General features: G+C 72.2%; 13 protein-coding genes. 3 read left to right on the top strand and 10 right to left on the bottom strand.

Going from position 1 to position 11,643, the window contains the following annotated elements; translation table 11 throughout:
• Positions 1-10: 10 nt before the first annotated feature.
• Complete coding sequence (locus ITI46_RS15810) at positions 11-1,228, bottom strand: acyl-CoA dehydrogenase family protein (RefSeq protein WP_209240187.1); 1,218 nt, start codon at positions 1,226-1,228, stop codon at positions 11-13.
• A 7-nt stretch (positions 1,229-1,235) separates the two neighbouring features.
• Complete coding sequence (locus ITI46_RS15805) at positions 1,236-2,258, bottom strand: phosphotransferase family protein (RefSeq protein WP_209240186.1); 1,023 nt, start codon at positions 2,256-2,258, stop codon at positions 1,236-1,238.
• A gap of 223 nt (positions 2,259-2,481) precedes the next feature.
• Here ITI46_RS15805 and ITI46_RS15800 point away from each other — a divergent pair, with 223 nt between their 5' ends.
• Positions 2,482-2,631 carry a hypothetical protein gene (locus tag ITI46_RS15800; protein ID WP_209240185.1) on the top strand — a complete coding sequence of 50 codons (150 nt, stop codon included), beginning with the start codon at positions 2,482-2,484 and terminating at the stop codon, positions 2,629-2,631.
• 44 nt (positions 2,632-2,675) lie between these two features.
• On the opposite strand, the gene ITI46_RS15795 is transcribed toward ITI46_RS15800, so the two are convergent.
• The 4 genes from ITI46_RS15795 to ITI46_RS15780 all read right to left on the bottom strand — a co-directional run bounded on the left by ITI46_RS15795 (position 2,676) and on the right by ITI46_RS15780 (position 4,526).
• Positions 2,676-3,203, bottom strand: a complete 528-nt coding sequence (locus ITI46_RS15795) for a gluconokinase (protein ID WP_372451966.1) — start codon at positions 3,201-3,203, stop codon at positions 2,676-2,678.
• On the bottom strand, positions 3,200-3,535 hold the full coding sequence (locus tag ITI46_RS15790) for a DUF202 domain-containing protein (protein WP_307808188.1): 336 nt from the start codon (positions 3,533-3,535) through the stop codon (positions 3,200-3,202). The genes ITI46_RS15795 and ITI46_RS15790 overlap by 4 nt, the downstream gene beginning before the upstream one ends.
• On the bottom strand, positions 3,532-3,930 hold the full coding sequence (locus ITI46_RS15785) for a YidH family protein (RefSeq protein ID WP_209240184.1): 399 nt from the start codon (positions 3,928-3,930) through the stop codon (positions 3,532-3,534). The genes ITI46_RS15790 and ITI46_RS15785 overlap by 4 nt, the downstream gene beginning before the upstream one ends.
• Before the next feature lie 62 nt (positions 3,931-3,992).
• Positions 3,993-4,526, bottom strand: a complete 534-nt coding sequence (locus ITI46_RS15780) for an NUDIX domain-containing protein (RefSeq protein WP_209240183.1) — start codon at positions 4,524-4,526, stop codon at positions 3,993-3,995.
• Positions 4,527-4,641: 115 nt separating this feature from the next.
• Here ITI46_RS15780 and ITI46_RS15775 point away from each other — a divergent pair, with 115 nt between their 5' ends.
• Complete coding sequence (locus tag ITI46_RS15775; protein WP_209240182.1) at positions 4,642-6,297, top strand: FAD-binding dehydrogenase; 1,656 nt, start codon at positions 4,642-4,644, stop codon at positions 6,295-6,297.
• A 16-nt stretch (positions 6,298-6,313) separates the two neighbouring features.
• Here ITI46_RS15775 and ITI46_RS15770 read toward each other — a convergent pair whose 3' ends face one another.
• The 4 genes from ITI46_RS15770 to ITI46_RS15755 form a co-directional block, all read right to left on the bottom strand.
• Positions 6,314-7,279, bottom strand: coding sequence for an NADPH:quinone oxidoreductase family protein (locus ITI46_RS15770; RefSeq protein WP_209240181.1), 966 nt, complete (start codon positions 7,277-7,279; stop codon positions 6,314-6,316).
• A gap of 189 nt (positions 7,280-7,468) precedes the next feature.
• A complete protein-coding gene (locus ITI46_RS15765) occupies positions 7,469-8,077 on the bottom strand; it encodes a TetR/AcrR family transcriptional regulator (RefSeq protein ID WP_372451967.1) in 609 nt (202 codons plus the stop codon).
• A gap of 104 nt (positions 8,078-8,181) precedes the next feature.
• Positions 8,182-9,885 (bottom strand): AMP-binding protein, encoded by a 1,704-nt coding sequence (locus tag ITI46_RS15760; RefSeq protein ID WP_209240180.1) that lies wholly within the window; start codon positions 9,883-9,885, stop codon positions 8,182-8,184.
• A complete protein-coding gene (locus tag ITI46_RS15755; RefSeq protein WP_209240179.1) occupies positions 9,882-10,703 on the bottom strand; it encodes an SDR family oxidoreductase in 822 nt (273 codons plus the stop codon). Before ITI46_RS15755 ends, ITI46_RS15760 begins: the two co-directional genes overlap by 4 nt.
• Before the next feature lie 431 nt (positions 10,704-11,134).
• Here ITI46_RS15755 and ITI46_RS15750 point away from each other — a divergent pair.
• A partial coding sequence (locus ITI46_RS15750; RefSeq protein ID WP_247746055.1) for a hypothetical protein occupies positions 11,135-11,643 on the top strand: 509 nt, incomplete at its 3' end.

The raw sequence follows: 11,643 nt of genomic DNA, 5'->3' as shown, positions 1-11,643 counted from the left end.
CGGAGTGCCTTTACGCGCCGTACCGCCTCAATTCGCGGCGCGCCAGCGAGCGCTGGTGGACCTCGTCAGGGCCGTCGGCCAGGCGCAGCGTCCGCGCGGAGGCCCACAGGTGGGCGAGGGGGAAGTCCTGGGAGACTCCACCGGCGCCATGGAGCTGGACCGCGTCATCGATGATGCGGACCACCGCCCGCGGAGTGGCGATCTTGATGGCCTGGATCTCGGTGTGCGCGCCCCGGTTGCCGACGGTGTCCATCAGCCACGCCGTCTTCAGCACCAGCAGCCGCAACTGCTCGACCTGCACCCGCGCGTCGGCGATCCACTCGTGCACCACCCCCTGCCGGGCCAGCGGCTTGCCGAAGGCCGTACGGTCCAGCGCCCGGCGGCACATCAGCTCGATGGCACGTTCGGCCATCCCGATCAGCCGCATGCAGTGGTGGATACGGCCGGGGCCGAGCCTGGCCTGCGCGATGGCGAAACCGCCGCCCTCCTCGCCGACCAGGTTGGCGACGGGGACGCGTACGTCGTCGAAGACCACCTCCGCGTGGCCGCCGTGGTAGTGGTCCTCGTAGCCGTAGACGGACATCGCCCGGCGCACCTCCACGCCTGGGGTGGCGCGCGGGACGAGCACCATGGACTGCTGGCGCCGCACGTCCTCGCCGTCCGGGTCGGTCTTGCCCATGACGATGAAGATCTCGCAGTCCGGGTGCATGGCCCCGGAGATGTACCACTTGCGGCCGGAGATGACGTACTGGTCGCCCTCCCGCCGGATGCGGGTGGCGATGTTGGTGGCGTCCGAGGAGGCGACCTCCGGCTCGGTCATCGCGAAGGCCGAGCGGATCTCACCCGCGAGCAGCGGCTCCAGCCACCGCTTCTTCTGCTCGGCGGAGCCGAACTGGGCCAGCAGCTCCATGTTCCCGGTGTCCGGGGCAGCGCAGTTGAGCGCGGTCGGCGCGAGCTGCGGGCTGCGTCCGGTGATCTCCGCCAGCGGCGCGTACTGGAGGTTGCTGAGCCCGGCACCGTACTCCGTATCGGGCAAGAAGAGGTTCCACAGCCCCAGCTTCCGTGCCGTGGCCTTCAGTTCCTCCTGGACCGGCACGGTGGCCCAGAGTGAGTCCTGCGCGGCGCGCTGTTCCTCGGCCACCGGCTCGGCCGGGTGGACGTGCTCGTCCATGAAGCCGAGCAGCCGTTCGCGCAGCTCTTCGGTACGCGCGTCGTATGCGAAGTCCATGTGCTGCTCAGCCCTTCCGCAGAGTGGTGAGTCCGTTGTCGATGAAGACCGGCACCAGCTCGCCGATCCGGTCGAAGCCCGCGCCGACGGTCTGCCCGAGGGTGAAGCGGTAGTGGATGCCCTCCAGGATCACGGCGAGCTTGAAGTAGGCGAACGCCGTGTACCAGTTGATCCGCGACACATCGCGGCCCGACAGCTCGGCGTACCGCTCGATCAGTTCGGCGGCTGAGGGGTGGCCCGGCGCCCCGCTGGTGGTGCTGACCGGCGAGTCGGGCACCTCCTGGCGCTCGCTGTACATCGCCAGCAGCCCGAGGTCGGTCAGCGGGTCGCCGAGGGTGGACATCTCCCAGTCGAGCACCGCTGCGACCTCGTCCTGGGCGTCCACCAGCACGTTGTCCAGGCGGAAATCGCCGTGCACGACGGTGGGCCGCGGCGAGTCGGGCAGCGTCTCGCCGAGCGCGGTGCACAGTACGTCGATACCGGCCAGCTCCCGGCTGCGGGACGCCTCCAACTGCTTGCTCCAGCGCCGCAGTTGCCGCTCCAGAAATCCTTCGGGCCGCCCGAAGTCGCCCAGCCCCACCTCCTGCGGATCGACGGCGTGCAGCGCCACCAGCGTTTCGGGCAGCGCCAGAACGACCTCGCGGGTGCGCTCGGGCCCGAGCCCGGCGAGCTCTGCGGCCGTGCGGTACGGGGTGCCGTCGACGTGCTCCATCACATAGAAGGGCGCCCCGATCACCTCCGGGTCCTCGCACAGCAGGACGGTGCCGGGTACCGGAACCGCGGTGTCCCGCAGCGCGCTGATGACGCGGTGCTCGCGGGCCATGTCGTGCGCTGTGGCCAGTACGTGACCGAGCGGCGGACGCCGTACCACCCACCGCCCGGCGCCGTCCGTGACCCGGTAGGTCAGGTTCGACCGGCCGCCCTGTACGACCTCGGCGCTCAGCGGCCCCCGTATCAGCCCCGGACTCTCCCGCTCCAGATGCGCGGCCAGCCGTGCCAGATCGAGCCCGGGCGGATTCTCTTCGCTCATCGTGCGCGCTCCTTCGACATCGCCTCGCCCCGATCATGCCGACTGGTCGGTATGCCCGTCCACCCCTTGCTCCCGCCGCACTTCCCCGCCCGTCTCGGGCTCGGGACCGACTCCCCCGCCGCGGGTCCGAATTAACCCGTATGCGGGCGGCTCGGTGTGTGATGCACCGCTTTCCGCCCGAAGTCCGATGACACGCCTGCCCTTCGCGCCCTAGCCTCGGGGCATGCTCACGGGTGACAACGAGCCGCTGTTCGTACGCGACGAGCGGTCCAGGAACGGCTACATCCTCAACCACCGCAACCCCTCAGGGCTTGCGCTGATCATCGTTCTCACGGTCGGCGTGCTGATCCTGACCGCGGTCGCGCTCGGCTGACCCGGACCGATGGGCTCCCCTGCTCCCGGCCGGCGGCGGAGCCCTCAGCACACCCCCGCGCGCACCAGCGCGCTCCGCACCGCGGCGCGGGTCTCGTGCGGTGCACCGGCGACGGAAACGGTGACCCCGCGCTCGTCCGGGCCGAGCGGCTCCAGCACCTCGAACTGCGAACGCAGCAGGCTCGGCGGCATGAAGTGGCCCTCGCGCCCGGCCAGCCGGGCGGCGATCAGCTCGTACGAGCCGTCCAGATGCACGAAGAACAGCCGGGAAGAGGCCCGGCGCAGCCGGTCGCGGTAGCGGTGCCTGAGCGCCGAGCAGACCAGAACGGCACCTTCGTCGGCATGCCGGACCAGCCACTCGGCCATCGCGTCCAGCCACGGGGCCCGGTCGGCGTCGTCCAGCGGGATTCCGGCCGACATCTTCTCGATGTTGCGTTCCGGGTGGAAGTCGTCCGCGTCGGCGAACGGCAGGCCGAGCGCCTGGGCCAGCCACTCGCCGACGGTGCTCTTGCCGGACCCGGACACCCCCATCACGACGACGAGCGGCCCGGCTGCGCCCTCCGCGCCGTTCACACCAGCATCATCCCTCCGACGCCGATCAGCACCAGGACACAGAGCAGCGTCCCGGCCGTCTGCGCGGCGCCCATCGTCCCCGGCCGGGCCTGCGCCAGCGCGCCGATCCGCCGGTGGGCGGTGACCAGCAGGCCGACCCAGGCCAGCGCGCCCAGTCCGGCGGCCACCACGGCGAGGCCCGACGGCTCCGCCAGCGCCACCCGCGCCGCCAGCGCGACGGAGACGGCACAGCTGAGCGTCGTACGGCGCCAGGCCAGCCAGGTGCGCTCCGGCTGCGCGCCCGGGTCGCGCACCGGCTCGTCCGGCCCGCCGACCGTCGGCCCGCCCGTCACCGGCCCGCCAGGCCGAGCACGACGACGGCGATGACCAGCAGCGCCGCGAGCGCCGTACCGCTCGCCAGCAGCACCGGGAAGCGCGAGGCCGGCAGATCCTCCCCGCGGCGCATGGCCCGCTCGCAGCGCACCCAGTGGTTCACGGCGCGGAAGGCGCACAGCGCCGCACCGGCGAGCAGGACGATCGCCACGCCCGTCCGCACGCCCCAGCGCAGGTCCGTCAGGAACTGATCGACCGCAATCCCGCCCGCCACCAGGGCCAGCGCGGTGCGTATCCAGGCGAGGAAGGTGCGCTCGTTGGCCAGCGAGAAGCGGTAGTCGGGCGTGGTGCCCTCGTCCCTGAGCCGCTGCGGGGCGAACCACAGCCGGACGGTCTCCGAGATCCGGTCGCGCATGGCTCAACCGTACGCGGTGACCTGCGGGCTCTCTGCTGGTGGGACGCCGACGCGCACGCTGCTCACGGTGACGACTGCGCCGTGAGACGGCGATGGCACTCCAGCCCGTCGGGGACGACCGCCGCCTCCGCCACCCAGTCGGCCAGCCGCCGTTCCAGCTCGTCCTCCGGGAGGAAGTCCCACCATGCGACCTCCTCGGGCTGCGGCTGGACGGGCAGCGTGCAGACCACCTCGTACACCTGGAGGAACCAGGAGAACTCGGGCGTCTCGAAGAGGAACTTCAGCCGCCGCGCGGGCTGCGGCAGCCCGCTGACGCCCAGCTCTTCCTCGGCCTCCCGCAGCGCCGCCGTGTCGTAGTCCTCGCCCGCGCCCACGACGCCGCCCACCACCACGTCGTACAGACCGGGGAAGATCAGCTTGGTCGGGGTGCGGCGGTGCACGAAGATCCGGCCCGTGGCGTCCCGCACCCGGATGGCAGTGCTTCGGTGCCGCAGCCGCTGCGCGTAGACCTCACCGCGCAGCCGCTGTCCGATGACCCGGTCCTGCTCGTCCACGATGTCCAGCAGCTCGTCCGCCGCGCGCCCCTGCTCCGTCATACGCCCATCCAAGCACCCGCAGCCGAAGCCGGCCGGTCCACAGGGGTGTCCGGGGGCCAAGCCGGAGGTTACTCTCCGGTCACCGGCCGGTGCAGCTGTGACGAAAGGTGGGAGCATGGCGTACGACGCCGATGTGATCGTGGTCGGAGCCGGGCTGGCGGGCCTCGCCGCGACGGCCGAACTCGCCGACGCAGGGCGGCGCGTCATCCTCCTCGACCAGGAGCCCGAGCAGTCGCTCGGCGGCCAGGCACACTGGTCCTTCGGCGGCCTCTTCTTCGTCGACTCCCCCGAACAGCGCCGGCTGCGCATCAAGGACAGCCACGAACTGGCCTGGCAGGACTGGCTCGGCACGGCCGGCTTCGACCGGCCCGAGGACCACTGGCCGCGCCGCTGGGCCGAGGCGTACGTGGACTTCGCCGCCGGCGAGAAGCGGGCCTGGCTGCGCTCCCAGGGGCTGAAGCTCTTCCCCGTGGTGGGCTGGGCCGAGCGCGGCGGCTACGACGCGGGCGGCCACGGCAACTCGGTGCCCCGCTTCCACATCACCTGGGGAACGGGGCCCGGACTGGTGGAACCGTTCGAGCGCCGGGTGCGCGCGGCCGTCGAACGCGGCCTGGTCGAGCTGCGCTTCCGGCACCGCGTCACCGGGCTGGCATCTACCGCGGGCACCGTGGACACCGTGACCGGCGAGGTGCTGGTGGACAGCGAAGCGCCGCGCGGCACGGCCAGCAGCCGGGAGGCGGTCGGCAGCTTCGAGCTGCGCGCCCAGGCCGTGATCGTCACCTCCGGAGGCATCGGCGGAAACCACGAGCTGGTGCGGGCCAACTGGCCGGAGCGGCTGGGCACTCCGCCCGACAAGCTGCTCTCCGGGGTGCCGGCGCATGTGGACGGGCTGATGCTCGGCGTCACGGAGCAGGCGGGCGGGCGGCTGATCAACCGCGACCGGATGTGGCACTACACCGAGGGCATCGAGAACTGGAACCCCATCTGGGCCCGGCACGGCATCCGCATCCTGCCCGGCCCCTCCTCCCTGTGGCTGGACGCCACAGGGCAGCGGCTGCCGGTGCCGCTCTTCCCCGGTTTCGACACGCTGGGCACCCTCGACCACATCATGCGGACCGGTTACGGCTACACCTGGTTCGTACTGAGCCAGAAGATCATCGAGAAGGAGTTCACGCTCTCCGGGTCCGAACAGAACCCGGATCTGACCGGGCGCTCCGTCCGCGACGTCCTCGGCAGGGCCCGCAAGGGCGCGCCGAGTCCGGTACAGGCGTTCATGGACCAGGGCGCCGACTTCGTGATCGAGCGCGATGTCGCCGCGCTGGCCCGCCGGATGAACGAGCTGACCGGGGACAAGCTGATCGAGGCCGACGCGCTGCGGCGGGAGATCGCCGCGCGGGACCGGGAGATCCGCAACCCCTTCAGCAAGGACCTCCAGATCACCGCGATCCACGGCGCCCGGCGCTATCTGGGCGACCGGCTGATCCGTGTCGCGCCCCCGCACCGGCTGCTCGACCCGGCCGCCGGTCCGCTGATCGCCGTACGCCTCAACATCCTGACCCGGAAGACGCTGGGCGGGCTGGAGACGGATCTGTCCTCGCGGGTGCTCACCGAGGGCGGACAACCGCTCGCCGGTGTCTACGCGGCAGGCGAGGCCGCCGGGTTCGGCGGCGGTGGCGTGCACGGCTACCGGTCGCTGGAGGGCACCTTCCTGGGCGGCTGCCTCTTCTCGGGGCGCACGGCGGGGCGGGCTGCCGCGCGGGCGGTCGGCTGACCGCCCGCTGGAGCCCTCAGAGCTGAACCACCACGCGGCCGGTGGTCACCCCGTCGAAGACCCGCTGGACGGCGTCCGCAGCGCCGTCCAGCGCCACCCGCTCGCTCACCAGGGGCTTCACGGCGCCCTCCGCGGCCAGCCGGGTCAGCTCCTCATGGCAGCCGTCCACGGCCGAGGGCTCCTTCTGCGCGTAGAGCCCCCAATGCAGCCCGAGGATCGAGTAGTTCTTCACCAGCGCGTGGTTGAGCCCCGGTGTGGGCACCGCGCCGCTGGCGAAGCCGACCACCACGATGCGGCCCTCGAAGGCGACGCACTTGGTGGACGCGGTGTAGGCGTCGCCGCCCACCGGGTCGTAGACCACATCGGCGCCCTTGCCGCCGGTCGCCTCCTTCACGGCGGCGATGACATCGTCGCCGCGCCGGTCGACGACGACGTCGCAGCCCAGCTCGCGTGCCACCTCGGCCTTCTTCCCGCCGCCCACGACGCCGATCACCCGCGCTCCGGCTGCCTTGCCGAGCTGGACGGCCGCGCTGCCGACGCCCCCGGCGGCCGCGTGCACCAGCAGGGTCTCGCCCTTCTGGAGGCGGGCGCGCCGGTGGAGCCCGAACCAGCCTGTCTGATAGCCGATGTGCAGCGCGGCGGCCTCGGCGTCGTCCAGCGCCTCCGGCGCGGGCCGGGCGCTCTCCTCGCTGATGACGGCCAGCTCACCGAAGGCGCCGCAGGGCAGTACGGGCTGGCCCAGCACCCGCTCCCCCGCCCGTGGCCCGCCCACGAGTTCGCCGCACAGCTCGACGCCCGGGGTGAACGGCAGCGGCGGGCGGATCTGGTACTCGCCCCGGCACAGCATGGCGTCCGGATAGTTGACGTTGCCGGCCCGCACCCGCACCAGCAGCTGTCCGGGCCCCGGCTCCGGCTCCGGTATCTCCTCCAGCCGCATCACATCGCGGGGTTCGCCGTTGGTGTGAACGCGCCATGCCTGCACGGGGGTGTCCTTTCTGCCGAACGTTGTGGTTGAGCCAGTTGATGATTCCGCCGGACCCTCACCGCGCTACGTGCGCAAGGGGAACGCGCCCCGAAGGGGTGCGGGGAACTGCGCGAGCAACCGAATCCGACCCGCAGCCTGCGAACGCCGGGCAGGGGCAGCCACTCCTCAGCGCCACCGGGAGGGTCTTCACGGCCTGAGAGCCCGCAGCAGCAGGTCGGCGAGGTGGTCGGCGACTTGTTGCGGGGTGAGGCGGCCGTCGGCGCTGTACCAGCTGCTGAGGTGGTGCACGGAGCCGAAGTGGTAGTCCACGACGAGGTCGGCGGGGGTGGCATCGCTGAACACTCCGGTGCGCTGCCCCTCTTCGATCAGGGCACGGAACCGCTCGTGGTAACGGCGCCGCTCCGCCCGTACCTGCTTCTGCTTCTCCGCCGAGAGGTGGTGCATGGAGCGGAAGAAGATCATGGCGTCGTCGAGGTTCTCGATGGTGGTGACGACGACGTCGGCGGCGGCCGCGCGCAGCCGCTCCTCGACGGGTGCCTCGCGCTCGGCGAGCACGTCGAGCCGCTTCTGCTGGAGCCGCAGCAGCCGGCCGTAGATCTCGTGCAGAAGATCGTCCTTGGAGCCGAAGTAGTGGTAGAGGGCGCCCTTGGTGACGCCTGCCGCCTCCACGATCTCCTGCACGGAGGTGCGGTCGTAGCCCTGCTCGGCGAAGAGCCGGGTGGCGGCTGCGAGCAGCCGCTGCGGTACGGGCGCGGGGGTGTCACCGCCCCAGCCGTCGTCCTGAAGGCTCATCATGCCCGGGATGTCCCAACGGACCCCACTCCCACGGCCCTCCGAACCGGCCCTGGTAGCCATGGCCGCCACCTGCCTCTCGCTCATCGTTCACCGACCGGTGCCGCTCACCGACTCCGGTCCCGGCTCCCCCGTCGGGAACCGTCTGTCCGCCGGGAACGCAACTCCCGCCGGAGGATCTTCCCACTGGTGGTCTTGGGCAGCTCCGTGAGGATCTCCACCTCGCGGGGGTATTTGTAGGCGGCCAGCCGCTCCTCGCAGTACGCACTCAGCTCCTCGGGCCCGGCATCGGTGCCCTCGCGCAGGCTGACGTACGCCTTGACGGTCTCGCCGCGGTACTCGTCCGGGACGCCGACCACCGCGGCCTCGCGGACGGCGGGGTGCGCGTAGAGCACGTCCTCGACCTCCCGGGGCCAGACCTTGAAGCCGGAGGCGTTGATCATGTCCTTCTTGCGGTCGACGACATACAGCCAGCCGTCCGCGTCCATGAACCCGATGTCACCGGTGCGCAGTTCGCCGTCCGGCATCCCGGCCGCCGTGTCCTCGGGCCGCCGCCAGTAGCCGGGGACGACCTGCGGACCGCGGACGGCGATCTCGCCCTGCTGCCCGAAGGGCACCGGCGCCCCCGCCTCGTCCAGGATGCGTACGACCGTGTCCGGGCCCGGCACACCCACCGCGAGGGTGCCCGACTCCGGGTCGACCGGCGCCTGTTTCCCGGGCGGCACGGAGGCGCACGGCGCCGAGCACTCGGTGAGCCCGTAGCCGTTGCCGATGTAGGGGCCGAAGGCGGCGCGGAACTTCTCCACCAGAGCGGGCGGCAGTGGTGCGCCGCCGGAGGAGATGTGCCGGAAGGAGGCGAAGTGCTCACGGGTCACGCCCGGGTGTGCGGCCAGCGCCATGAACGCGGTCGAGGGGCCGACGGTGTAGGCGGGGCGGTGCTCGAGAAAGGCATCGAGGACGACGCCGGGCTCGAAGCGGTAGGCGAGCGCCAGCGTGCCCTTGTTGGCGATGCACCCGCACAGCTGCACCACCATCCCGGTGATGTGGAACAGCGGCGCCAGCGCGAAGACGCACGAGCCTTCGGGCAGGTCGTAGCCCACGCGCTGCCGCTCGGCGTTGTACGCGAGGTTGGCATGGGTGTTCATGGCGCCTTTGGGTGCGCCGCTGGTACCGGAGGTGTAGCTGATCAACGCGATGTCCCCGGCGGCCGGTTCGCGCCCGGCGGGCGCCGGTGCGCCGGTGCGTGCGACGGCGAGCAGATCCCGCGCGTCGTCGGCGGGCGCACGCCGCTCGAAGTCGAGTACGCGGGTGTCGTCGCGCGTCTGGAGGTCGAGTTCACAGGCCGTCAGCACGGTGTGCACGCTGCTGCCGGCCGCCGTGGCCCGCAGCCGGTCCTCCCAGGCGCGGTCGGAGCACACCAGCGCGGCGACTTCGGCGTCCTCCAGGATGTGCGCCACCTCGCGCTCCTTGTACATCGGGTTGACCGGCACGACGGTGGCGCCCGCCTTCCACGCACCGAGCAGCGCGAGCACATGGTGCGGGCTGTTCTGCAGCATGACGGCGAGCCGGTCGCCCTTGCCCAGGCCGTTCTGCGCCAGGTGCGCCGCGATGGCGTCGGAGAGCACATCGGTCTCCGCGTAGCTGAGCCGGCCGTCGAAGTAGGCGAGCGCGGTGCGGTCGGGCACCTCGCGGGCGGCGGCTTCGAACGCGTGCAGCAGCGTCTCGGGCGGGGTGACGGGAGCCCGCTGGGCGGCGGTGAGCTGGGCGAGCCAGGGCTTGTCCTCGTACCTGGTGGCTGCTGCCGGTGTCATGCCGGCTCCCCCTCCCGTGCGCCGTCCGGCACGGGCCGTGCGCCGTCGGGCCCGGCGTGCGCCCGGCGCTCGACCTTCTGCTGAAGGTGGTTCATGGCGCCCAGCCAGTTGTCCGTGCCGGTGGCGCGCGCCGTGTAGTGAGCCTGCGTGGTGCTGTGCGGCAGGACGAGGAAACGCCCGTCGTCGAGCGCGGCGAACAGCGCGTCGGCGACGGCTTCTGGCGCGATGGCACCCGGCCGCAGCACCACGTCGCCGGCCGCGCCGGTGGCCTCCAGCATGTCGGTGCGTACGCCCTCCGGGCAGATGGCGTGCACGTCCACACCACGGTGCCGGTAGGTGACCGACAGCCACTCGGCGAAGGCCAGGGCCGCGTGCTTGGTGACGCTGTAGGGCGCCGAGCCGACCATGGTCAGCAGTCCGGCCGCCGAGACGGTGGAGACGAAGCGGCCCCGCCCGCGCTCCAGCCAGCCGGGCAGCAGCTCCCGCGCTGCCCGTACGTGCGCCATGACGTTGACGTCCCAGGCGGCGTTCCACTGGGCGTCGGGGGTCTCGGGGCCGCCCTCGGTGCCGACACCGGCGTTGGCGCAGAACGTGTCGACGGCGCCGCCGAGCGCCTCGCACGCCGGGGCCACGACCGCGGCGGCGTCACCTGGTACGGCGATACCGCCGATCTCCTCGGCGACGGCGCGGGCCCGGCCGGGGTCCAGGTCGTTGACGACGACCCGGGCGCCTTCGGCGGCGAATCTGCGGGCCAGGGCCGCCCCTATGCCGCCACCGGCTCCGGTGACGACTACGGAACTGTCGCGCAAGGACTCCATCGGCTGCGCCTCCCATGCATCGGGCGTGTGCTCCTGCGGCCCCGTTCGGACGCGTACGGCGGCGGCGCGCCGACCCCATCCGCCCGGCAGACTAACCAGTCGGTATGTCGTTGCGGAAGGGGCGCCCGGCGATCCCTGAGCCGTTCCCGGGCGGGCCAGGGAACGTCGGCGGCGCGAGGCTCGTTCTTCTCGTGTGTGCGGCGCGCGGCGTCGCGTATGCGTGACAGGTGGAGAGCCCCGGAACCGGCTGCGCCCGCTGAGGCGGGAAACCGACCCTTACAGGAATAGAGGGCCACATCCGGGGTAATCCGCCACGCCGAAGCAACTGCGCGCTCGCCGCGCGAAAAAGCATCGCCGGAGACGGATCCGAACCGCGGGGTCGTACGTCACATCCCCGACGACACGGGTCCTCTCCGCCGGAGGTGGGATGATTGGCCGGTTTCAGAGCGCTCGCCCGACAAGTCCGTGACCCAGACAGAGACCCGTCCCAACGACGACAGGCACTGCGCAAGTGCCTGGAGCGGTTCGCCCCCTACGGCCACCGCGCAACGTGGCAACACCTGTGCAGGAACGCCGGGTTCGACCCCGACGACCGCGAACCCGACCCCGCGCTGCTCGTCGCGGCGCTGGAAGAACTGGAGGAGGCCCGCGCGGTCTGGCTCGCCTACGAGTCGGAAGTCGCGGCCCGCCGCAAGCGGGAGAAGCGCGAGGGCATCAGGCAGCCCACCGCGCTCGACGAGTGGCACCGCAGGACGTGGGGCGGCCGGTCGCTGATGCGCTGCGATCCGGCCCAACCGCCGACCCCCCGGCTGGCCGAAGTGCTGCGGCGCATGATCGCCATGACGGACGACGCGTGCGAGACCCCGCCGCACCGCCGCGGCCTGCTGATGGACCGCGGCGTACGCACGGAGATCCGCACCGACACCCCCGCCCGCCGCCC

It is taken from the genome of Streptomyces oryzae (assembly GCF_017676365.1).
In the GTDB taxonomy this organism is placed as follows: Bacteria; Actinomycetota; Actinomycetes; order Streptomycetales; family Streptomycetaceae; genus Streptomyces; species Streptomyces oryzae.
This window is presented reverse-complemented; position numbering and strand designations above follow the sequence as displayed.

Bases quoted from the DNA above. Each gene is read 5' to 3' on its own strand.
- ITI46_RS15800 (WP_209240185.1), top strand. From the start codon at position 2,482: ATGCTCACGGGTGACAACGAGCCGCTGTTCGTACGCGACGAGCGGTCC.
- ITI46_RS15780 (WP_209240183.1), bottom strand. From the start codon at position 4,526: ATGACGGAGCAGGGGCGCGCGGCGGACGAGCTGCTGGACATCGTGGAC.
- ITI46_RS15805 (WP_209240186.1), bottom strand. From the start codon at position 2,258: ATGAGCGAAGAGAATCCGCCCGGGCTCGATCTGGCACGGCTGGCCGCG.
- ITI46_RS15760 (WP_209240180.1), bottom strand. From the start codon at position 9,885: ATGACACCGGCAGCAGCCACCAGGTACGAGGACAAGCCCTGGCTCGCC.
- ITI46_RS15765 (WP_372451967.1), bottom strand. From the start codon at position 8,077: ATGATGAGCCTTCAGGACGACGGCTGGGGCGGTGACACCCCCGCGCCC.
- ITI46_RS15775 (WP_209240182.1), top strand. From the start codon at position 4,642: ATGGCGTACGACGCCGATGTGATCGTGGTCGGAGCCGGGCTGGCGGGC.
- ITI46_RS15785 (WP_209240184.1), bottom strand. From the start codon at position 3,930: ATGCGCGACCGGATCTCGGAGACCGTCCGGCTGTGGTTCGCCCCGCAG.
- ITI46_RS15755 (WP_209240179.1), bottom strand. From the start codon at position 10,703: ATGGAGTCCTTGCGCGACAGTTCCGTAGTCGTCACCGGAGCCGGTGGC.
- ITI46_RS15810 (WP_209240187.1), bottom strand. From the start codon at position 1,228: ATGGACTTCGCATACGACGCGCGTACCGAAGAGCTGCGCGAACGGCTG.